Source organism: Paraglaciecola sp. QJM3NY_14 (genome assembly GCF_056173245.1).
Genome location: NZ_CM149664.1, coordinates 4,751,135 through 4,773,430 on the forward strand (window position 1 = coordinate 4,751,135; position 22,296 = coordinate 4,773,430).

Genomic DNA, 22,296 nt, shown 5'->3' on the forward strand with positions numbered 1-22,296 from the left:
TTAAAATAGGCTTTCTTCGATAATAATAATGTCACCTGGGTGCACCATTTGCTCTGCTTGTATGGGGATACGTTTTTTATCTGCGCCGCGGATAATGAACCATTTACTTTTAGACGCTCGCTCTTTAAGGCCACCCGCAACAGCAATTGCTTCATCAATACTGAGGTCAAACTGAAAATCGTAAGCACCCACGTTTTTTACCGCTCCTTTGATAAAGAAAGGGCGAAAACGCTCGATTACCACATTCACATTTGGCTCAACAAGGTAACCATCGAGGTAGGCAGCCTCTATTTCAGTGGCGAGTTGACTGGCGGTTTTACCGATGGCATTTACCATTCCGATAAAAGGCATACGTATGTCACCCGTTTTATCAATGCGCACACGTTGATTCAGATCTGGCTCACCATAAATATTAATCACGATAACGTCTCCAGTGCCCATGAAAAACGTACTTTGCTGAGCCTGCGAGAGCGTTGAGATACACAGCATGATTATGAATAAAATACGTATTCGCAAAAATCTAGGCCTTAGCAGTGAGATAATGAGCACATCCTGATTGTATCGACCATAGAACCGCATCCATGACAATTAATGCGCCGCTGGCGCATAAGCAAGTGGCGCATCAATTAAGATTTCCTTCGCTTTAGCTTCATTTTGCTGGGTCAACTCATAATTCAACTCGTCTAGCAGCATCACTACTTCCTCGAAAGGCAATTTACTCTCATCGGCGCCCATAATTCTGGGGTGCTTTGTAGTGGTATCAGCATCGTCAATTAGTAACTCTTCATAGAGCTTCTCACCTGGTCGTAAACCGGAAAATTTAAGCTCTATATTTCCATCTGGCTGCGTTTCAGTCTTCAACGTATGTCCCATCAAATGCGCCATTTTTTGCGCTAAATCGACTATTTTCACTGGGTCGCCCATATCCAACACAAACACTTCGCCTTTTTTGCCCATTGCCCCAGCTTGGATCACCAGTTGAGCGGCTTCTGGAATGGTCATAAAAAAGCGAATAATATCCGGGTGGGTAACGGTGATAGGACCGCCTGCTTGTATCTGCCGAGTGAATAAGGGCACAACCGAGCCTGATGAGCCAAGGACATTACCGAATCTGACAATGGCGAACTGAGTGGAAGACTCGAGATCGGCAATACCTTGTACGATCAATTCCGCAAAGCGCTTAGTGGCGCCCATTACATTGGTGGGGCGCACCGCTTTGTCCGTTGAAATCAGTACAAATTTTTCCACATCAAACTCTATGGCTGCTAGCGCTACATTCGCGGTGCCAAATACGTTGTTACGCAGCCCAGCCAAAGGATTCGACTCCACCATAGGCACATGTTTATACGCTGCCGCGTGGTAGATAGTTTGTATTTTATGGGCGTCAATGGCGCTTCGTAGTATTTCGTTGTCTTGAATACTGGCCAAAATAGGAACAATCTTAATATCAGGGTAAAGCTTAGAAAGCTCATCTTCAATTTGGTATAAGTTGAATTCTGATAACTCAAATAATATTAAAGACTCGGGGTTAGACATAGCGATTTGTCGGCACAGTTCACTGCCAATAGACCCCCCAGCCCCCGTCACCATAACCCGCTTGCGACGGATATTGGTATCCAGTAACTCAACGATCGGTGGCACAGGCTCGCGTCCCAGCAGTTCTTCAATCTTGATTTCCCGCAGCTCATCGATTTTTCGTTTGCCCGACAAAATATCTTGAATATTTGGGATACTCAACAGCTCAATGGCAAAGGGTTCTAACTCGGCGATAAGCTCTTTTCGGCGCCCATGGGATGAGTTATTTACGGCTAGCAACATCTTGTTGACGCCATACTTTCGAACCAGCTCGGGGATATCTTCTCGAGCAAACACCTGCAACCCCATCACCTGCTTCCCTTGAAAAAGCTTCTTGTCATCGACAAATGCAACGGGCAACAAGTCATTACCAGTACGCAGCGTTTGGGCTAAAGAGCGCCCTGCTTGAGAGGCGCCGAAGATAATACATTTTTCACGAATTTTATAATTTTGTGTTTGAACAGTGGTTTGTATCAGCAACCGTGGAGCGACAATTAAGAACATCGCCAAGGTCAAATAGATGAAAGGTACCGTGGTGGGAACAAAAGCCTGAAAGGCATAGCGCGCCGCAAATAAATACAAGGCGGATAAACTCAGCGCGATAAAAATAAGGTAAATCGCGCGTAAGTCGATGTAACGTACCATTTGTTGATAATGGCCGAAAAACGTCATAAGACTCAAGGCGAAAATACAATTCAAAATGATGACCAACCACTCACTTGCAGCAAAATGCCAGTCTTCGATACCGATTCGTAACCAATATGCCACCAAAATACTTGCAAACAATGCGCCTAAGTCCCATCCAACAGACAGTGAAAATTTAGCTCGAGAGCTCAGTGAAAACAGCCTATCGAGTTTCATGATTGGGCAGCCTCGTCCATCACATGCTCAATGGCTTGGCAAGTGCGCGAAATCTCATCGTCGGTTAATGTGGGATGCACTAAAAACATTAACGAGTTCTGGCCCAAAGTGACTGCATTGACTAAAGGCTGTGCTGGGCGATACCCTGAATCATCAAAGGCCTTTTCTAGATAAACTTCTGAGCAGGAGCCGGAGAAACACGGCACATTGAGCTTGTTAATTGCATCGATAATACGATCACGGCTCCACTCGGGTTTGAGACTTTCAGGGCGCACGTACACATAGCACTTATAAAACGCGTGTTCGATGTACGCGGGAATTTGCGGAACATACAAGGCATCAGACTTTCCGGCGATTGCAAAAATTTGTTTAGCGTACGCTTGGCGCTGCTGCATCCAAGTTGGCATTTTTTTCAGTTGTTGTAAGCCAACAGCCCCCTGAATTTCAGTCATTCGCCAGTTAGTACCAAAGCTTTCATGTAACCAACGAAAGCCAAGTTGATGCTCTTTTTCATATACCGCTGACCAAGATTTGCCATGATCTTTAAATGCCCAGACTTTTTCCCAGAGTGACTTATTGTTGGTCGTTACCATGCCACCTTCACCGGCCGTCGTCATGATTTTATCCTGACAAAAAGACCACGCGCCGATATCACCGATACTGCCTACCGGCTTGCCTTTGTAGGTCGCGCCGTGCGCTTGCGCGCAGTCTTCTACCACATAGAGGTTATGCTCATTCGCTAAGGCTAAAATATCGTCCATTTCGCAAGGCCAACCAGCCAGATGTACACACAGAATAGCTTTGGTGTTGCGAGTAATTTTCTGACGTATGGTCTCGGCGCTGATATTTTGAGAGTCAAGCTCTATATCTGCGAAAACAGGCACTAAACCGGCCAAAACAATGGATGAAATAGACGCAATAAACGTGCGTGAGGTAACAATGACTTCGCTGTCTTTTGGCATATCCAGCGCCTGCCATGCTAAATCTAATGCGACGGTCCCATTTGCCACTGCGACCGCATATTCACAATGAGTATAATGCGCAAATGCTTTCTCAAATTCTCTGCACTGCTGCCCCGTCCAGTAATTTACCTTATTAGAGTCAAGGACTGACAACACCGCTGACTTCTCAGCTTCATCGTAGTTCGGCCAAGGGGAAAAAGGTCCGTTTAACATAGTGTTACCTCGCATCATCTAAGATGCTTAATTATTATTATTAATTTTCTTAGCTGGACTACCAGCTACAACCGTGTGGTCAGAAACATTTGAAAGCACAGTGGAGCCGGCTCCCACTATACTGCGTTGGCCAATAGTGCAACCTTGAATAACAGCACTACCGATGCCGATAAAACTTTGCTCATCTACAGTCACATTGCCCGCCAGCCGTGAGCCAGGGGCAACATGCACGAAGTCGCCTAACACGCAGTCGTGGTCAATACTGGCCGCTGTATTAATAATGCACCCTTGACCTACTTTACTGGCGATATTGACTGTCGCATTGGCGCAGATAAGCGAACCCAAGCCAATTTCACTGTGCCGGCTGACGTGCGCACTTGGGTGTACCAGCGTGGCAAAAGAGCAATGCTGCGCTAGCAATTCGGCCGTTACTTTCGCACGGATGGCATTATTGCCAATGGCCACAAAAAATAACGTATCGCTTGCCACATATTTCGCGGCGTCATCCGCATGCCCTACCACGTTCCAGTGGGCATTCGCTTGCTGCTGCGGGTAGGCTTGATCTAGAAAGCGGATATCGCTAAATCGGCGGCTCACTTCAGCGCAGTCCGCCGCGACTTTGCCATGACCGCTTGCTCCTATAATAATGAGTTTATTGATCATGTTGCTCGCCCCTAGTATTTCCAGAGCCAGTAAATTTGGCCATGGTAACGTGCCCATCTTGTTCTATATCAGCCCTTTGTAGGACCTTAAGAATGGTTAAAAATAGAATTTTAATATCCAGTGCAACACTGCGATTTTGCACGTACCACACATCGAGTGTGAACTTATCTTCCCAAGACAAATTATTACGCCCATTGACCTGCGCCCAACCAGTAATGCCTGGACGCACGTCATGGCGACGCTTTTGCTCTGCATTATAGAGCGGTAAATATTCAACGAGCAGTGGCCGAGGGCCGACCAAACTCATGTCCCCACGAAGTACATTTAGTAATCCGGGGAGCTCATCTAAACTGCTACGGCGCAAAAATCGTCCGAACGACGTTAACCTGACTTCATCGGGTAACAATTGGCCATTCGTATCGGTTTCATTGGTCATGCTGCGAAATTTAATCATATTGAACACACGATCGTTGCGCCCGGGTCGTGGTTGCCTAAAGAACACAGGGCCGCCTAAAAGTACACGCACGAGTAAAGCAGTGATCAGAATAACAGGCCAAAGCAGCAGTAAAGCCATGCACACCAGCAGTACATCTAGCCATCGTTTAAGCATTTCGGTCGCCCCGCTCAGGCAATACCACAGGCTCAGTTCTTTGAGACAATACTTGTTGATAAAACTCAGTGATCTGCTTAGCGTTAAGCTGCACATTCATAATATTAGCGACACGAATACTGGCATTTGCAATCAGCCTTTTTCGCTCCTCAGGGTGCTCAATGGCCTGTATTATTTTCTGTGCAAGCCGTTCAGGTGCTTTTGCTGGTGCCATATAACCAGTAACGCCATCTTCAACTAAATCAGGAAAGCCACCAACATTTGAAGTCAGCGTTGCTACCCCAGCGTACATTGACTCTACTGCACCGCCGACGTTTTCAGAATGCGAGGGATGAACCGCTAAATCAAATTGCGGATACAGCTTAGGCACATCGTTTCGTGAGCCCATGAATACGCAGCCATCAGGAGTTTGCTGGTGTGCATACTGTTGCACTTGCGTGAAGTATTTGTCAGCACCTGCCCATGGTCCACCAACAAATAGGCATTTCACATTCGGATAACGCTTTCGAACAATGGCGATAGCATCAATTAAGTCTTCATGCCCTTTTAACCCACGTTTTTGCCCAAGGTACGCTTTAGGTCCGTAAAAATAAGCCACCATCCCTACTATAAAGGTATCTTGTGCCAACCCTAATTGAGATGCGAGGTTGTCATTCGCTGGCGAGGTAAATGAAAAATCATCCGCATTGACACCGTAATACGCTAATCCTACCCGTTGTGAATCAATGCCGTATGACTTATAGGCATTTTTTGTCCAAAGGCAGGATGCCAACCAATAGTCATCACTATTGGCAGTGGCTAACTCGGCTTGGCGAAAGCCCCAATGCTCAAGGTGCAACGGCCCCGGTACATGAAAAATACGCGGAATAGCGTAGCCTCGAAGCGCTAAACGCATCAGTAGCGTAGTAGCGACAAAGTGACTATGAATGATATCAGGCTTAACCTCCTCGACTATTTGGCGCAGTTTTTTAGCCCTTGCGATATTTTTCCATGGCTGTTTAAGCACTATCGAAGGATCGAATATATGCACCACGACCCCAGCGTCTTTATAACGCCCAACCATCGGTCCCTCTGGTAAAACAAGGTGTACCTCAATACCTAGCTTTACCAACTCGGAAGTTTGCCGTAAGGCCCAACTAGCGCCCACTGCAGTTTTTAATAAATGCAGAACTTTCATGAGTAATTAGACTTTAAATCAAAATATGACTGATAAAAGTCCCCCCGTCTTTTAGCTAATAATTCCATTTCATAACGTCTTGCACGTTCCAAATTCCGCTGAGAAGCTTGAGACATTGATTCTGGCGATGATAGTAATCCTTGAATCTTTTCAGCTAGTTGCGACCAGTTGTTATTTTCAACCAAAGAGGTGTTGTCGAGTAACTCGGGGATCCCACCGACATTTGAGGCGATGCAAGGCAGGCCACGAGCCATTGCTTCAATTAAGGCTCTTGGTAAGCCTTCAGTGCGAGATGGCATCACAAAGGCATCTGCATTATCCAAATATTGAATAACGTCGGCATGCCCCACTTCGCCGGCAAAATGTATGAGTTCGCTACATTTGAGCTTTTCCGCCAAAGCTTGCATTTCTTGCAAAAAAATCCCGCCACCTAGCATAGTGACGTTATAGGTCAGCCCCTGCTTTTTAAGATGCGAAATAGCGTGGATGAGAAGGTCGGGCCCTTTGTACATTTGCGAAAAAGAACCCACGAAAACTAACTGTTTTCCTGGAGTATTAAACACCCTCGCTTGGGTGACATAACTAGCAGCTGGTAATTCTATATCCGAACAGCCAACACTTAGCGCCCCATTTGATACTGGGTAGCGACGTTGCAAGTATTCCTTCGTCACATAGCAAGCGGCAAGTGAGTTTTTTGCCATATACCTGAGGCCAATGTAGCTAACCCAACCTAAGATTTTGTCTAATGGGCCATTTGTTATACCAGCATTGAATACGTCAAGAGGGTCACCAACGACTTCTAATGCAAACCCTTGTTTGGCAGCGGTTCCAAAGCTCGCTAACATTGCTGACTGAGAGGGTACTCGATAGATAACAGCTCTTTGAGGGGTGACAACAGCGTTAATTGTCATTCGAATTTTGCGAAAGTTTCTTAGTAACCCGGCAAAACCTACATAATAGGGTAGCCCTACAAAGGTAACGTCAAGCCCACTGGATAAGTGCCAACTTTGCTGAGGAGCGTCAACATTTTGAATACGTGCAACTACAATCACTTTTTTGAACGTAGCTAAGTATCTCTGCCAAAAATGATATAAAAACGCGCTGCTCGTCCAAACCTTTTGATCAGGTGTTCGATAAAAACGAAACTCACAAGTCACCACTACTTCCATTATTATTATTCTTTTCTTTTGTGGGCTAAAAACATAAAAAACATTGCAAATGCACAGCCAAATATTATCTGCACTGGTACATGAGCGAAACTATTTCTAATCATGATAAATAGCGGCGCCAAGCCAACACCAATCAATATATCAGTTTTAGTACTAGAGGGCATATTGTCTAACTTGGCCATCAAACCGCCAAACAAGAAGAATATAATCAGTACCCCTTTTTCGCCAAAATTGAGATAGGCTTCCGCTACGGGTGAAAAGCCGATCGGTCCAGCCACTTTGATGACTTTGACATTTAGAAGCCGATCATCATCTTCAGCTTTTACTCTATCCAATTGCGGAATAACGAGTGCAAGTTGCCTTTCAATAGGCGCCCAGTAACTTGCACCAAGTAATAGATCATCTCCTTTTTCACGCCAGCTAATCACTTCTTGTACGGCCCGTAAACTTGAGCCCATTTCTGCAACAGCGTTTAGAGGATTAAAATCCGCACCTCCTTCATAACTTCCTGAGACACGAGCGTTCTTAACAATACCTGCTGCAACTAAAAATACGACAATCATTGCTAGCAACAAAAAACCATTCATTACACGACCTTTTCTGCCTAACATGCATGCTGTTACGGCACTGGGGAACATGACTTCACCACGTAAGCCCAGTTTGAATGCGAACAAGGCCCATACACCGAAAAAGGCAAAATATAGATAACCAAACGCTTTGTCATGCGCCACTGCCACTAAAACTAAGGCCAAAGATATGAACACATAAATGTAAGTGAAGATAATTCCAACCAGTGGGTTGCTGTCTACCACCCGAAGATAAGCGCCATATGAATATATCGCCCCTGTTGCGATAGCGACGAGAAAAAACAGAACAATAAAAACAACTAATATGCCCCCACCGATATGATACAAACGACGGTTATACTCTTCGTCCCCTGGGCTAACATTTTGCTCAGTTCTAACCACCTTAGAAAACACCATTGCGCCAATGCCAAACCCCAAAAAAGCTAGATTTATCATATGAATGGCATTTTCAGTTTGGTTACTATTGAACCAGAAACTAATTTGATAAAGCGTATCGTGATCGGTAATCAAGTTAACTGAGTTAACTAATATTAAGCCTCCGTGAAAAATTCCAAAGACAATGAAATATATATAGCAAATAGACCAAATACCTTTAGGCAAAGTATTTGCCAAAATGATTGACACTAACAACCATGTAAAAGTGGTAAAAGACTCCAACTCGGCCCGAGGTGTCTCAAAAACGTCAATGTACCCAGCGAACACAAACACGCTGCCCATGGCGAGAACCCAAATCCCGACTATTTTTTTAATTAATCCCGTATCAAGCGTAAAGTGCATGCAGTTGTTTAACGTTGTTATCTAACTGGAACATACTACTTTTAAAGGTCTGTCGTCCTACCTCGTGATCCACAGGTTGTGACAACAACTGTGTAACCTGCTGCGCCCAGCTCTTATCGCTTTGTGCTAACGGGAAGTAATGCACCACATCAAGCTGCTGTGCGATCTCTAGTACTCCCGGGATGTCTGATGCTAAAACAGGAACACCTAAACTAGCCGCTTCTAATACCGCACCTGGCAATCCCTCCCATTTCGACGGAAAAAGCATTATGTCTGCGTGCTTCATAAATGGTAATACTTGAGCTTTTTCGCCTAAATAAAAAATGCGCTCGTCTACGTTATTTAAAGCACTCATTCTTTGTAGTTGCTGTTTTATCTCTGGGTCTTCTTTTCCTATCAAGACTAGAACGGCGTCATTATTTTTTTGGCAGTATTCGCAAAAAATTTCGACTAACCGAGGATGATTTTTTTGCTCATGCATCCGAGACACATTGATAATAATTTTATTATCAGCGCTGATACCTAAATCATCCTGCCAAAAATTATCTCGGTGCACGACATTATGCTGCTCAAAGCCGTTATAGATCACTTTAAAACGGCCATCTGCTCTCCAGTCAACATGCCAGAATGCATCTAACGTTGCTTCACATACACCAGCAATATAGTGCGAGAAAGTCAGCAGTAATCTCCTAAGAAGCTTGTCCCTTATACGCCTTAATACACTTGGATTCTCTACATCATGAGTACTTCTAAAATGTGCAACGCGCCTTTTTATTCCGCCTAACCACGAGATGAACAATATAACCCCCGAGACGAGTGAAACATGAGAATGCACAACGTCATACTTTCCCGCTTTTAAAATAGACATGAACTGAAAAAAGAAAGAGAGACTTAAAGGGCAATAGTGAACCTTGCTACCTCGTTCAGTAATTTCTTGGTCAAGTACACCTTTCTGACCACTTAGCACTAGGAACTCGTATTCAACGCCCAGCTTGCGCATTTTTTCTAGCGTAGATAAGGTCCTAAGCTCAGCACCGCCACGATTCATAATGCCAAACACGTGCAATACTTTTTTAGTCATGAGTTTTTCCCTTTATTCTCACGTTTCTCCAAAAGAAAAAACCGAACAAAACGCATTCTATGCAGGTAGCGAATACCATTGCTTTTGCCGCCCCTAATGAGCCGTATTCGGGCACCCAAAATAAGCAGGCGATTAATACGCATAGAGTACCAACCGCATAAATATATGTTTGCGTATGAAATTGTTTTAGTGCGTTCATTGCGGTACCAATGAATATATAGATATATCGAATTGCAGCGGCGACCAACACCCAAGTTAGCTCCTCAGATAAAAGAGCTATTTCAGGGTTATAAAATAATTCGAGGAAAAACTCACCAGCAACCAACGCCACGATCACACCAGATACACCGATGGCGGCCCCAATAAGGCACATCTTAAATGTAAGGTTAATGAGTCCTTTCCCGTTTCCTTGCTTCGCAAAAACTGCAAGTCGAGGTGAGCTCGCTTGCGATACACTGTGAATGAGAAGACCTCCTGCAATAAGAAAGTAGCTCACGGCAGCAAACTTCCCTGCAGCCTCTACGCCCGAATATTTCTCTATCACAAAATTGGGTATGTAGACGAATAAAGCACCGACCACAAGAGATAAACTCAGGGTGTAATACTTTTTCAGAATACGTAGCGGGGTGCGCATTGCATATTGCACCGATAAAAGCGAAATCCAATTGGTACTTACGGTTTCGCTTCTTCGTCGAAGGTTTGTGAAAACCACTGTATCGACAACGCTAAATATAACCGTTGTCGCTACCCAACCGCTCACCATTAAAATGGCAGAGTCGCTTAGCAGCGCGATAATTATAACGACGGAGATACTGAGCACTGAGCGCCCACATTGTGAAAAGGTCGCTGTATCGAACCGACCAGTTCGATGGTAATAAGCATAAAATAATTCGCACCAACTATCGCACCACTTATATATTCCGATTAGTAACAGTAGCAAAAAGGGCACATTATCAAAAAAGCTAATCCCTAAGAGTATTGAAAGTGTCAAACCGATAGAGCTAAGTAATAACCTAGTGCCTAAATACTGCTCGAGGCTATATTCGTTATCGACATCTACAACTATGAGGGTGCGTAATTTTAGGCTAGACAATAAGAAAACGGGGGAGACGATAGATAGAGCAAGTACAAATTGCCCTAAGAATGCGGCATCGTAAACTTTGGCAATCACCACTAACAGCAACCAATTCGTTAGCGAGAACGACAAATTAGCTAAAAGCGTTAGGCTCGAATTTTTTGCCAAACTGGATGACATACGACTACTGATATTTTTCTTCTTATTATTATTTTTCCATCATGCTCGAATAGCGAATTCAAAGCAAATCTACTTAAGTAGTATAGACATGTGCTTATATGTAAGTTTGGTCGCCAACTAAGTGTCGAATATCGATCTCTAAAAGCTGCAATTTACTTTGCTATAGAGCGTAATTTTCGCAGACTTGTAAGGCGTTAAAACCATTCCACGTTAATGAGCTACAGCTTATTAATTGGATTAGTATAAAAGAAAGGTGACCATAAACTTCTTAATCAAATGAGATGACTGTTCGTTCAAACCGCTACTTTTGGTAAACGTTGTTAAAAACGACGTGGTACGCGGTAGATTAACGTTAATTTGATCTACTAGAGGAAACACAGTGAGGCTTACAATATCATGGTATTCGGGCTATTTAGCACTTAAAAATACGTACTTAACTGCCATCGTTGACTGAAAAATTTAGCTCTCACGTTTCTCGTCAACAATATTAGCAATCCACTCAACCCAAGAAAGAGTGAAGATGTAGTTGGCGCAGATGCTTCATTGATAGGCAGTAATTTAGGCTGAGCGCTAAGGTTGGGCTCACTCTTGACTAAGAAAAAACCGAAATAGTTGAAATCGCCATTAGCGTACTTGCTTTCATAGTCTAAGCTATAACCCACGTTGAACTCAGTGCTGTAGAGGTTGGCACTACCACTGCCGTTTTTGAATGTGCCGCCCATTCTTAATACATTCTCGCTGTCTGAATATAATCCGTAAGAATATTGCTGATAGCTTCGGTTTACGCCCGATATTGAACCAAATAAACCTTGCCATATTTCTGCGTTGTTAAAGCAGACACTCGTATTTGAACACTCTTGTTCAAACTTGTTTCTTTCACCCAACGAACCACTTATGTTGATTGTTGAGAAAGCAGTCACTAGTAACTCTTCAACAATATTAAAGCTTGGCAGCTCCCATCCTTCATAAAGCGAACTAACAGTGTCGTAATGCCTGCCTGCGGTCAGAGTTAAGTCTAACCAAACAATGCCAGATGATTCATCTTTCACCGCCAACTCGTCACCAGCGTTGAAAGCATCCCATTGAATTAATCCAGCTTGAGCTTGGCCAATAGACAAATAAAGGCAAAGTGCTATTAAGGTGATAGTTTTCATTGGTATTAGACTTTTTTTATTATTGTACAGATATAATACACTTACAAAAAACAGAGGCGTTACTAAACTTTAGTCGTAACTATATGAAATACATATGTATAATATACTAACCGGACAAGTATATTGCATTAAATGCTCTAAATATGTGGGTTATAAAATGAAAAAAGCCGCCTCGAAGGAGACGGCTAGGATGATCAATTTATAAGCATATTTAACGCTTTATTGACCATTTATCGAGGCTATTTTTCAATCGCTTTGAGCGCAGTATTAAGTGCATCAATTAAGGTATCACTTTCGAAGTCAGCAAGGGTACTACCATTAATTGCAATTAACACCTCTTTGACCTCCTCATTCATACCGCAAATATACAGTAATTTACCCGCAGCATGACTATCTGATGCGATAGTGTCCACAGCCATCGCCGCAGATACGTCCATTGCCGGCACTCTAGAGAAGTCGAGTATTAGAACTTCAGACCCAGGTTCGACATGCTGACGAACGTGATGCCCTAAGTCAGCAGCAGCGCCAAAGCTTAATGGGCCAGAGAAGTTGAACACATTGACTCTGCCATGCCCTTCTTCCAGCAACGCTTTTTCTTCTGGCTTGTTAGACGCTTCAGGCAATGCGCGTAATTCAGTAATTTGAATCTGTGCTATCTGGCGTACATACGCTAGCGCAGCGAGTACAACACCGACCCCAACAGCCGTTATTAGGTCAACAAAGACTGTCAAACCCAGTACTAATATCATTAATGCGAAATCCCAACGCGGACCGTTGTGTGCGCGCTTGATGTAACGCCAATCAATGATATCCAGACCTACTTTCACCAAAATACCTGCTAATACAGCGTGAGGTATATTAGCTGCAAGTGGGCTCAACCCTAGTACCACAGCAAGAAGGACTAGCGCATGTACCATGCCCGATATCTTTGTTTTACCTCCTGAGCGTATATTTACTACCGTGCGCATGGTAGCGCCAGCACCTGCAATACCACCAAACAAGCCAGCAATCGTATTACCAATACCTTGGCCAATTAGCTCTTTGCTACTGTCATGGCGTGTACGCGTCATGTTGTCAGCCACCAAAGACGTCAACAAACTATCAATCGCGCCTAGTACGGCAAGAATAAACGCGGCTTCCAGCACTAGCCAAAAATGGCTTTGCTCGAAAACCGGCAGGTGTAAACTAGGAAGTCCACTTGGTATAGCACCTAGAACAGGTACACTGGCTACTGCTAAACTCACAAGCGTGCCAATGATCAACGCGGCAAGTGCGCCAGGCAAATACTTACCTAATTTAGCTGGCCAGTAATACGCTATAGCCAGTGTAAGGCCACCCAGTGCTAGCGTGACAAAATTGGTGTTGGCAAGCGCATGCGGCAAGTATGATAATGCTCCTAATGTGCCACCAGGAGGCTCATGACCAAGTAAACGACCGAACTGTAAAATGATAATGATCGCACCGATACCTGACATAAAACCAGATATCACTGGGTAAGGTACCAAGCGAATATATTGACCTACACCTAAGAACCCAAATAGCACCTGTAAAACACCGGCCAACATCACCGCAGTAAATATAAGCTCAACATTACCAGACAAGCTTGCAAATAGTCCTGCAAGCACAACAATCATCGGCCCTGTAGGGCCAGAAATTTGTGAAGGTGTACCTCCAAATAGGGCCGCAAAGAAACCCACTGCGATAGCGCCGTACAAGCCTGCCAAAGGACCTAATCCTGAAGCAACACCTAGCGCTAAAGCCAACGGTAAAGCAACGATACCGGCGGTGATACCACCCGTAACGTCACCTCGTAAATTTGATAAATCGAATTTCATCTATTTAAATATCCTGCAGTTTACTAAAGACCAATGGCCGATTTAAACGCTGTTTCGCTAGCGTAACATTCAACCATAGGCTTGAAGCTTTCTGATTTATTGTCGTAACAGAGGACTTCTCCCGTTTCGATACTATATACCCACCCGTGAATTTGCACTTCCTTACACGCTAGTCGCCCTGCAACAGAGGGGTGTGTCTTAAGATGTTGTATCTGCAACAAGACGTTTTCTTTGGTGACTTCGTCGAGATGTTCACTGCCCACGCTGCCATGCTTGTGTTTAACGACTTCAGTTGCACCACGGCAATGACCCAACCACTCTTTTACATGTGGCAATTCATCTAATGCTTCTGGCGCTAAAGCCCCCTTCATCGCCCCGCAGTCTGTGTGACCACAAATAACAATATGCTCAACGCCCAATGCAGCCACAGCAAATTCAATTGAGGCGGTCATGCCACCAGTTTGATTGCTGTGAGGGGGGACTACATTACCCGCATTTCTGCAGATAAATAAATCCCCGGGACCTGTTTGCGTGACCATGTTCGGGTCAATACGTGAATCAGAGCAAGTAATGAATAAAACTTCTGGATTTTGACTCGTCGCTAGTTTCTGAAAGACTTCTTTATTTTTTGGAAAAACATCACGTTGAAACTTCGCTACACCTGAGATCACATGATCCATAACCAACTCCTAATGTTAAAATGCGGTAAAACCCGTTATCACAATATATACAGACCATATTGCCTGATAGCTTTATAGAAAAATATACAGGCTCGTGATAGCCTATTTCTATCAAAGACACATTTGGACATCCTGATTATGCCGAATTCTCATCTACAGCCTTCCTTGAAACAGTTGAAATACTTTGTCGCAGTCGCCCACACACTGAATTTTAGACGAGCGTCTTATCAATTGCATATCAGCCAACCCACATTGACGAATCAGATCGTTAAGCTTGAAGAAAGTTTAGGGCTAACCCTGTTTGAACGATCTCGAAATGGCACTATGCTCTCGCCTGATGGTCGTGAGTTGTTGAATCACGCAGAGCATATTCTGCAAATTATGACAGAGTTCCAAAGTGTTGCTAGAGAGCTCGCTCAAGGTCCCAAAACGACCTTCAAACTAGGCATTCCTCCCACTTTAGGGCCTTATTTATTACCCTTCGTGTTACCGCAATTGCATCAGCTATACGACAAATTAAAATTCTATGTAAGAGAATCAGCCCCTAGCGAATTGCACACAGGTTTATATAAGGGGGATTACGACTTAATTATTTCTCCCCTTGCAGGCATGCCAAACGACTTCATCGTGGAGCCTTTATTTACAGAGCCGCTAAAACTAGTTCTTTCGAGTGAGCACCCCATGAGCAAGGATGTACTTATTGAACCCAAGCATCTGCGAGGACAGAGGATCTTAACGCTTGAAGATAAACATCACTTTCATCATCAGGTATTAGATATTTGCAATGAATTGGGTGCCGAGCTTCAACGTGATTATGAAGGAACCAGTCTAGATACCCTAAGGCAAATGGTGGTTATGGGTATGGGGGCAGCTTTTCTACCGGGTTTGTATGTGCACTCAGAAATGCACGTACCTGAATCACTTCACGTATGTGAAATAAAAAACAAGCCTATTTTACGCCAACACGCCCTCGCTTGGCGAAACACTTCACCGTCACGAGTGTTCTTTCGAGAACTTGCTGATCGTTTCAGACGGATCATAAAAGCCCGACTGAGCCACGTGGTTGAGGTTCATACTCTCTGACATACATACTTTCAGACGAATTGAAAAACGGGCTTTGATGCTTTCTGTACGAAAATCTCGTCCCTCGCGAATTTGTTTCCCCGCATCAAGTGATCTGCAACGCTGATTGCACAGTGCAGTTGTTGGAATACAATTGGCGCAACGCGGTTGGCGCATCGGATGCCGTGCATGGGGGTGAAGACGGAGGCTTTTGCGAAGCGCAGCTTTGCCCGACTGAACGACACGCCATGAATGGCGTGGCTGGTGCGCAACACCAGGGATGGGTTGTTCTTCAGCTCTCATGCAAAGCACTAGAGTCGAATGCCCTTGATGGGTGAAAACGGGGCTCTGTGGAGCTCCGCTCCAGCCGTTTGAACAACCGACATGGATGTCAGGCTGGCCGGCTCCACATGGACGTGTGTCACCTAGACGTCTAATTCGTTAACAAGCTTTAAAATGCGATTTCTACTAAAGTTGATTTTCCTATCGCGCAGAAACGATAAAAGCCACCCGATTAAGGTGGCTTCATTCTAAATGGGAATCTGGGTAAGGCTGGTATCTTTAGTTGCACAGCAACGTCCAGCCGCACGACACGCCAAGGAAGGCGTGGCTGGGTGATCTTCATCATGGACGTGTCTATACCGTATTTGATACTTCCCTGGAGGTTTATTGCTGAGTCGCTTTGCACGAAGCGCATATACGAAAAAGCCCTGACCGTTTTTTGGTCAGGGCTTTTCGTGTAATGGGCGTCTGGCGGTATCTTCCGCCAACCGCGCTGTCTCGCAACAGGTTGTTGCAGCTCACGCTTCTCGCAACCGTCGCATGGGGGTGAAAGCGGGGCTTTTAGGAGCGTAGTTCCTGCCGCTTGAACGGGCAGCATGGATGCTGCACTGGAGGTAGCCCCATGGATGGGTGGCAACGAGTAGCTTAGTATGTGCTTAACTATTGCATGGGATGCCCCGCATCACATTCGAGGGATTTGGTTTCTTTGTGTGTAGGTAGTTTTGCGCGACAGCGCTTAAGGGAAAGGGCTATCCGATGATGCCGTATCAACCTTGCATTACTTTATTCTGCACATGCAAAAAAGGGCTACCTCGGTCGCCGCGCGATTGAGGATAGTCATTTCTTTATTGGGAGTCTGGCAGTGTCTTCCGCCAATATCGATTGTCTTTGGTATTTTCTGTGTCGCAGAAACGAAAAAAGCCACCCGATATAGGTGGCTTCATTCTAAATGGGAGTCTGGCAGTGTGCTACTCTCGCATGGGGAAACCCCATACTACCATCGCCGCTAATGCGTTTCACTTCTGAGTTCGAGATGGGATCAGGTGGGGCCGCATCGCTATGGCCGCCAGACATAAACTGTTATCTATCAAGCCGTAGCTTAATAAATCAATATGTAAAAGCTGATGCCGTTCCCTTGCAGGTCTGGCTGTAATCATCGCTAAATCTCTTTAGTCTTACTCTTGATTAAATACTTGTCATACAAACAACATCCAAAGTCATTTGGGCGTTGTATGGTTAAGCCTCACGGGCAATTAGTACAGGTTAGCTTAACGCCTTGCAACGCTTCCACATCCTGCCTATCAACGTCGTAGTCTTCAACAACCCTTTAGGACAGTTAAACTGCCAGGGATGACTCATCTTGGGGCTCGCTTCCCGCTTAGATGCTTTCAGCGGTTATCGATTCCGAACGTAGCTACCGGGCAATGCTTTTGGCAAAACAACCCGAACACCAGCGGTTCGTCCACTCCGGTCCTCTCGTACTAGGAGCAGCTCCCCTCAATCATCCAACGCCCACACCAGATAGGGACCGAACTGTCTCACGACGTTCTAAACCCAGCTCGCGTACCACTTTAAATGGCGAACAGCCATACCCTTGGGACCGACTTCAGCCCCAGGATGTGATGAGCCGACATCGAGGTGCCAAACACCGCCGTCGATATGAACTCTTGGGCGGTATCAGCCTGTTATCCCCGGAGTACCTTTTATCCGTTGAGCGATGGCCCTTCCATACAGAACCACCGGATCACTATGACCTACTTTCGTACCTGCTCGACGTGTCTGTCTCGCAGTTAAGCTGGCTTATGCCATTGCACTAACCTCCTGATGTCCGACCAGGATTAGCCAACCTTCGTGCTCCTCCGTTACTCTTTGGGAGGAGACCGCCCCAGTCAAACTACCCACCAGGCACTGTCCGCATTCCCGATAAGGGAACAACGTTAGAACATCAAACGTACAAGGGTGGTATTTCAAGGTTGACTCCACGCAAACTGGCGTTCACGCTTCGAAGTCTCCCACCTATCCTACACATGTAGGGTCAATGTTCAGTGCCAAGCTATAGTAAAGGTTCACGGGGTCTTTCCGTCTAGGTGCGGGTACACAGCATCTTCACTGCGATTTCAATTTCACTGAGTCTCGGGTGGAGACAGCGTGGCCATGGTTACACCATTCGTGCAGGTCGGAACTTACCCGACAAGGAATTTCGCTACCTTAGGACCGTTATAGTTACGGCCGCCGTTTACCGGGGCTTCGATCAAGAGCTTCGCTTGCGCTAACCCCATCAATTAACCTTCCGGCACCGGGCAGGTGTCACACCGTATACGTCATCTTTCGATTTAGCACAGTGCTGTGTTTTTAATAAACAGTCCCAGCCACCTTTTCACTGCGGCCCCCATTCGCTCATGAAGCAAGTTCAATCACAAACAGGGGCGTACCTTCTCCCGAAGTTACGGTACGATTTTGCCGAGTTCCTTCACCCGAGTTCTCTCAAGCGCCTTAGTATTCTCTACCTGACCACCTGTGTCGGTTTGGGGTACGGTTCGATATATCATAAGTTTAGAGGCTTTTCCTGGAAGCAGGGTATTTGCAACTTCAATTCCGTAGAATCTCGTCTCGTGTCTCAGGCATGTAGAATCCCGGATTTACCTAAGATTCAACCCTACACACTTTCACATAGACAACCAACGCTATGCTTGCATAACCTTCTCCGTCCCCCCATCACTGATATACCAAGTACGGAAATATTAATCCGTTTCCCATCGACTACGCATTTCTGCCTCGCCTTAGGGGCCGACTTACCCTGCCCTGATTAGCATGGGACAGGAAACCTTGGTCTTCCGGCGTGCGGGTTTTTCACCCGCATTATCGTTACTCATGTCAGCATTCGCACTTGTGATATGTCCAGCAAACCTCTCAGTTCACCTTCAGCCACTTACACAACGCTCCCCTACCACGCAAAGTAAACTTTGCGTCCGCAGCTTCGGTATATTGCTTAGCCCCGTTACATCTTCCGCGCAGGCCGACTCGACTAGTGAGCTATTACGCTTTCTTTAAAGGGTGGCTGCTTCTAAGCCAACCTCCTAGCTGTCTTAGCCTTCCCACATCGTTTCCCACTTAGCAATAATTTTGGGACCTTAGCTGGCGGTCTGGGTTGTTTCCCTCTTCACGACGGACGTTAGCACCCGCCGTGTGTCTCCCGGATAGTACTCACTGGTATTCGGAGTTTGCAAAGGGTTGGTAAGTCGGGATGACCCCCTAGCCTTAACAGTGCTCTACCCCCAGTGGTATTCGTCCGAGGCGCTACCTAAATAGCTTTCGGGGAGAACCAGCTATCTCCCGGTTTGATTGGCCTTTCACCCCCAGCCACAAGTCATCCGCTAACTTTTCAACGTTAGTCGGTTCGGTCCTCCAGTTGATGTTACTCAACCTTCAACCTGCCCATGGCTAGATCACCGGGTTTCGGGTCTATACCTTGCAACTAAAACGCGCAGTTAACACTCGCTTTCGCTACGGCTCCCCTATTCGGTTAACCTTGCTACAAAATATAAGTCGCTGACCCATTATACAAAAGGTACGCAGTCACAGAACAAGTCTGCTCCCACTGCTTGTACGTATACGGTTTCAGGTTCTATTTCACTCCCCTCACAGGGGTTCTTTTCGCCTTTCCCTCACGGTACTAGTTCACTATCGGTCAGTTAGGAGTATTTAGCCTTGGAGGATGGTCCCCCCATGTTCAGTCAAGATAACACGTGTCCCGACCTACTCGATTTCACTTAAAATTCGCGTTCGTGTACAGGGCTATCACCTTGTATCGCTGTGCTTTCCAACACCTTCCACTCGCTCATAATTAGCTTAAGGGCTAATCCCCGTTCGCTCGCCGCTACTAGGGGAATCTCGGTTGATTTCTTTTCCTAAGGGTACTTAGATGTTTCAGTTCCCCTCGTTTGCCTCATACAGCTATGTATTCACTGCATGATACCGCCGAAGCGGTGGGTTTCCCCATTCGGACATTTGTGGATCAAAGCATTTTGTCGGCTCCCCACAACTTTTCGCAGACTTACACGTCCTTCATCGCCTCTAACTGCCTAGGCATCCACCGTATACGCTTAGTCACTTAACCATACAACCCCAAATAACCTTTAATATTTGACGTATAGACGTTACTCATAACCGAAGTTATCAGTATATCTACTCTGCATGCGTGACAAGTATTCATTTTCAAATCAGATAGAGTAAGCTCTTAAAGCGTTCTCTTAGTTTTGATTACTTTTATCAGCTTTCCATATTGTTAAAGAACAGGTGTTTGCGTTTGCACGCATTCACGTAGGGTTTAAAAAACCCTAATCAATAGATACTGAATCAGTACACATTGATTAAGGCTAATCTTTTCTACTAAAACCGAGTTTGCACATCCACTGCAATCTTTTCTAATCAAGGCATGTAGTGAGGACGTTTAGCCTGCTAAACGACGAACTACATAACGCAGAGTAGGAAAGATTTGGTAGGCTTGGGCAGACTTGAACTGCCGACCTCACCCTTATCAGGGGTGCGCTCTAACCAGCTGAGCTACAAGCCTATTATTGCGCAAGCAATTTGGTGGAGCTAAGCAGGATCGAACTGCTGACCTCCTGCGTGCAAGGCAGGCGCTCTCCCAGCTGAGCTATAGCCCCTCTTAAATCGACATCAGTCTTTTTAAAGAGTCTCTCGGTTCTTCTTTACTAACAACAAAACAATCTGTGTGAACACTCAGCCTGATGAGGCCGACCTAATAGTAAGGAGGTGATCCAACCCCAGGTTCCCCTAGGGTTACCTTGTTACGACTTCACCCCAGTCATGAATCACAAAGTGGTAACCGTCCTCCCGAAGGTTAAACTAGCTACTTCTTTTGCAACCCACTCCCATGGTGTGACGGGCGGTGTGTACAAGGCCCGGGAACGTATTCACCGCAACATTCTGATTTGCGATTACTAGCGATTCCGACTTCATGGAGTCGAGTTGCAGACTCCAATCCGGACTACGACGAGCTTTAAGGGATCCGCTTACTCTCGCAAGTTTGCTTCCCTCTGTACTCGCCATTGTAGCACGTGTGTAGCCCTACTCGTAAGGGCCATGATGACTTGACGTCGTCCCCACCTTCCTCCGGTTTGTCACCGGCAGTCTCCTTAGAGTGCCCAACTTAAGGCTGGCAACTAAGGACAGGGGTTGCGCTCGTTGCGGGACTTAACCCAACATCTCACGACACGAGCTGACGACAGCCATGCAGCACCTGTATCTAGATTCCCGAAGGCACCAATTCATCTCTGAAAAGTTTCTAGTATGTCAAGAGTAGGTAAGGTTCTTCGCGTTGCATCGAATTAAACCACATGCTCCACCGCTTGTGCGGGCCCCCGTCAATTCATTTGAGTTTTAACCTTGCGGCCGTACTCCCCAGGCGGTCTACTTATCGCGTTAGCTTCGCTACTCACGGATTAAATCCACAAACAGCTAGTAGACAGCGTTTACGGTGTGGACTACCAGGGTATCTAATCCTGTTCGCTACCCACACTTTCGCACATGAGCGTCAGTTACTGACCAGGGAGTCGCCTTCGCCACTGATGTTCCTCCAGATATCTACGCATTTCACCGCTACACCTGGAATTCCACTCCCCTCTCCAAAACTCTAGCCTGCCAGTTCTAAATGCAATTCCCAGGTTGAGCCCAGGGCTTTCACATCTAGCTTAACAAACCGCCTGCGTGCGCTTTACGCCCAGTAATTCCGATTAACGCTCGGACCCTCCGTATTACCGCGGCTGCTGGCACGGAGTTAGCCGGTCCTTCTTCTGTTGCTAACGTCACAGCTAACGGGTATTAACCGTTAACCTTTCCTCACAACTGAAAGTGCTTTACAACCCGAAGGCCTTCTTCACACACGCGGCATGGCTGCATCAGGGTTTCCCCCATTGTGCAATATTCCCCACTGCTGCCTCCCGTAGGAGTCTGGACCGTGTCTCAGTTCCAGTGTGGCTGATCTTCCTCTCAGAACAGCTAGAGATCGTCGCCTTGGTGAGCCTTTACCTCACCAACAAGCTAATCTCGCTTAGGCTACTCTTTGCGCGGGAGCCGGAGCCCCCTTTGGTCCGAAGACGTTATGCGGTATTAGCTATCGTTTCCAATAGTTATCCCCCACACAAAGGCATATTCCTAAGTATTACTCACCCGTCCGCCACTCGTCATCTTCTAGCAAGCTAGAAATGTTACCGTTCGACTTGCATGTGTTAGGCCTGCCGCCAGCGTTCAATCTGAGCCATGATCAAACTCTTCAATTAAATATTTATCGAACATGAATTTTTTTGGTAGACACTCATCAAGTGAGTGCC

General features: G+C 45.8%; 15 protein-coding genes, 2 tRNA genes and 3 rRNA genes. 2 read left to right on the top strand and 18 right to left on the bottom strand.

The window, feature by feature from the left end:
- From AC0VYA_RS20270 to AC0VYA_RS20330, 13 genes are all read right to left on the bottom strand, one after another.
- The gene (locus tag AC0VYA_RS20270) at positions 1–516 is read right to left on the bottom strand and encodes a polysaccharide biosynthesis/export family protein (RefSeq protein ID WP_475489467.1); all 516 of its coding nucleotides are present in this window, start codon (positions 514–516) and stop codon (positions 1–3) included.
- Between the two features lie 72 nt (positions 517–588).
- Positions 589–2,436, bottom strand: coding sequence for a polysaccharide biosynthesis protein (locus AC0VYA_RS20275; protein ID WP_475489468.1), 1,848 nt, complete (start codon positions 2,434–2,436; stop codon positions 589–591).
- Complete coding sequence (locus tag AC0VYA_RS20280) at positions 2,433–3,611, bottom strand: DegT/DnrJ/EryC1/StrS family aminotransferase (RefSeq protein ID WP_475489469.1); 1,179 nt, start codon at positions 3,609–3,611, stop codon at positions 2,433–2,435. Before AC0VYA_RS20280 ends, AC0VYA_RS20275 begins: the two co-directional genes overlap by 4 nt.
- Positions 3,612–3,638: 27 nt before the next feature.
- On the bottom strand, positions 3,639–4,274 hold the full coding sequence (locus AC0VYA_RS20285) for a NeuD/PglB/VioB family sugar acetyltransferase (RefSeq protein WP_473476670.1): 636 nt from the start codon (positions 4,272–4,274) through the stop codon (positions 3,639–3,641).
- Positions 4,264–4,884: a sugar transferase gene (locus AC0VYA_RS20290; protein ID WP_475489470.1), complete on the bottom strand. Its 621-nt coding sequence runs from the start codon at positions 4,882–4,884 to the stop codon at positions 4,264–4,266. The genes AC0VYA_RS20285 and AC0VYA_RS20290 overlap by 11 nt, the downstream gene beginning before the upstream one ends.
- Entirely contained in the window at positions 4,877–6,061 is a 1,185-nt protein-coding gene (locus AC0VYA_RS20295) for a glycosyltransferase (protein WP_475489471.1), read from the bottom strand. Before AC0VYA_RS20295 ends, AC0VYA_RS20290 begins: the two co-directional genes overlap by 8 nt.
- Positions 6,058–7,230, bottom strand: a complete 1,173-nt coding sequence (locus tag AC0VYA_RS20300) for a glycosyltransferase (RefSeq protein ID WP_475489472.1) — start codon at positions 7,228–7,230, stop codon at positions 6,058–6,060. Before AC0VYA_RS20300 ends, AC0VYA_RS20295 begins: the two co-directional genes overlap by 4 nt.
- 5 nt (positions 7,231–7,235) lie before the next feature.
- Positions 7,236–8,594, bottom strand: a complete 1,359-nt coding sequence (gene wzy, locus AC0VYA_RS20305; RefSeq protein WP_475489473.1) for an O-antigen polysaccharide polymerase Wzy — start codon at positions 8,592–8,594, stop codon at positions 7,236–7,238.
- Complete coding sequence (locus AC0VYA_RS20310; protein WP_475489474.1) at positions 8,578–9,675, bottom strand: glycosyltransferase; 1,098 nt, start codon at positions 9,673–9,675, stop codon at positions 8,578–8,580. The genes wzy and AC0VYA_RS20310 overlap by 17 nt, the downstream gene beginning before the upstream one ends.
- Complete coding sequence (locus AC0VYA_RS20315) at positions 9,668–10,930, bottom strand: lipopolysaccharide biosynthesis protein (protein WP_475489475.1); 1,263 nt, start codon at positions 10,928–10,930, stop codon at positions 9,668–9,670. Before AC0VYA_RS20315 ends, AC0VYA_RS20310 begins: the two co-directional genes overlap by 8 nt.
- Before the next feature lie 419 nt (positions 10,931–11,349).
- Positions 11,350–12,084 carry a hypothetical protein gene (locus tag AC0VYA_RS20320; protein ID WP_475489476.1) on the bottom strand — a complete coding sequence of 245 codons (735 nt, stop codon included), beginning with the start codon at positions 12,082–12,084 and terminating at the stop codon, positions 11,350–11,352.
- 239 nt (positions 12,085–12,323) lie between these two features.
- The gene (locus AC0VYA_RS20325; RefSeq protein ID WP_473476686.1) at positions 12,324–13,919 is read right to left on the bottom strand and encodes a SulP family inorganic anion transporter; all 1,596 of its coding nucleotides are present in this window, start codon (positions 13,917–13,919) and stop codon (positions 12,324–12,326) included.
- A gap of 23 nt (positions 13,920–13,942) precedes the next feature.
- Complete coding sequence (locus AC0VYA_RS20330) at positions 13,943–14,599, bottom strand: carbonic anhydrase (RefSeq protein WP_011576712.1); 657 nt, start codon at positions 14,597–14,599, stop codon at positions 13,943–13,945.
- A gap of 138 nt (positions 14,600–14,737) precedes the next feature.
- Here AC0VYA_RS20330 and AC0VYA_RS20335 point away from each other — a divergent pair, with 138 nt between their 5' ends.
- Entirely contained in the window at positions 14,738–15,682 is a 945-nt protein-coding gene (locus AC0VYA_RS20335; protein WP_475489477.1) for a hydrogen peroxide-inducible genes activator, read from the top strand.
- A gap of 122 nt (positions 15,683–15,804) precedes the next feature.
- Entirely contained in the window at positions 15,805–15,999 is a 195-nt protein-coding gene (locus AC0VYA_RS20340; protein WP_475489478.1) for a hypothetical protein, read from the top strand.
- Positions 16,000–16,898: 899 nt separating this feature from the next.
- Here AC0VYA_RS20340 and rrf read toward each other — a convergent pair.
- From rrf to AC0VYA_RS20365, 5 genes are all read right to left on the bottom strand, one after another.
- Positions 16,899–17,014, bottom strand: a 5S ribosomal RNA gene (gene rrf, locus AC0VYA_RS20345).
- Between the two features lie 161 nt (positions 17,015–17,175).
- A 23S ribosomal RNA gene (locus AC0VYA_RS20350) occupies positions 17,176–20,060 on the bottom strand.
- A gap of 379 nt (positions 20,061–20,439) precedes the next feature.
- A tRNA-Ile gene (locus AC0VYA_RS20355) sits at positions 20,440–20,516 on the bottom strand.
- An 18-nt stretch (positions 20,517–20,534) separates the two neighbouring features.
- Positions 20,535–20,610, bottom strand: a tRNA-Ala gene (locus AC0VYA_RS20360).
- 102 nt (positions 20,611–20,712) lie between these two features.
- Positions 20,713–22,245: ribosomal RNA gene (locus AC0VYA_RS20365) — 16S ribosomal RNA — on the bottom strand.
- Together the 16S, 23S and 5S rRNA genes with 2 tRNA genes alongside form the textbook arrangement of a ribosomal RNA operon.
- Between the last annotated feature and the right edge of the window lie 51 nt (positions 22,246–22,296).

Excerpts from the sequence above, each read along its gene's own strand:
- AC0VYA_RS20275 (WP_475489468.1), bottom strand. The coding sequence starts at position 2,436 with ATGAAACTCGATAGGCTGTTTTCACTGAGCTCTCGAGCTAAATTTTCA.
- AC0VYA_RS20280 (WP_475489469.1), bottom strand. The coding sequence starts at position 3,611 with ATGTTAAACGGACCTTTTTCCCCTTGGCCGAACTACGATGAAGCTGAG.
- AC0VYA_RS20285 (WP_473476670.1), bottom strand. The coding sequence starts at position 4,274 with ATGATCAATAAACTCATTATTATAGGAGCAAGCGGTCATGGCAAAGTC.
- AC0VYA_RS20290 (WP_475489470.1), bottom strand. The coding sequence starts at position 4,884 with ATGCTTAAACGATGGCTAGATGTACTGCTGGTGTGCATGGCTTTACTG.
- AC0VYA_RS20295 (WP_475489471.1), bottom strand. The coding sequence starts at position 6,061 with ATGAAAGTTCTGCATTTATTAAAAACTGCAGTGGGCGCTAGTTGGGCC.
- AC0VYA_RS20300 (WP_475489472.1), bottom strand. The coding sequence starts at position 7,230 with ATGGAAGTAGTGGTGACTTGTGAGTTTCGTTTTTATCGAACACCTGAT.
- wzy (WP_475489473.1), bottom strand. The coding sequence starts at position 8,594 with ATGCACTTTACGCTTGATACGGGATTAATTAAAAAAATAGTCGGGATT.
- AC0VYA_RS20310 (WP_475489474.1), bottom strand. The coding sequence starts at position 9,675 with ATGACTAAAAAAGTATTGCACGTGTTTGGCATTATGAATCGTGGCGGT.
- AC0VYA_RS20315 (WP_475489475.1), bottom strand. The coding sequence starts at position 10,930 with ATGTCATCCAGTTTGGCAAAAAATTCGAGCCTAACGCTTTTAGCTAAT.
- AC0VYA_RS20320 (WP_475489476.1), bottom strand. The coding sequence starts at position 12,084 with ATGAAAACTATCACCTTAATAGCACTTTGCCTTTATTTGTCTATTGGC.
- AC0VYA_RS20325 (WP_473476686.1), bottom strand. The coding sequence starts at position 13,919 with ATGAAATTCGATTTATCAAATTTACGAGGTGACGTTACGGGTGGTATC.
- AC0VYA_RS20330 (WP_011576712.1), bottom strand. The coding sequence starts at position 14,599 with ATGGATCATGTGATCTCAGGTGTAGCGAAGTTTCAACGTGATGTTTTT.
- AC0VYA_RS20335 (WP_475489477.1), top strand. The coding sequence starts at position 14,738 with ATGCCGAATTCTCATCTACAGCCTTCCTTGAAACAGTTGAAATACTTT.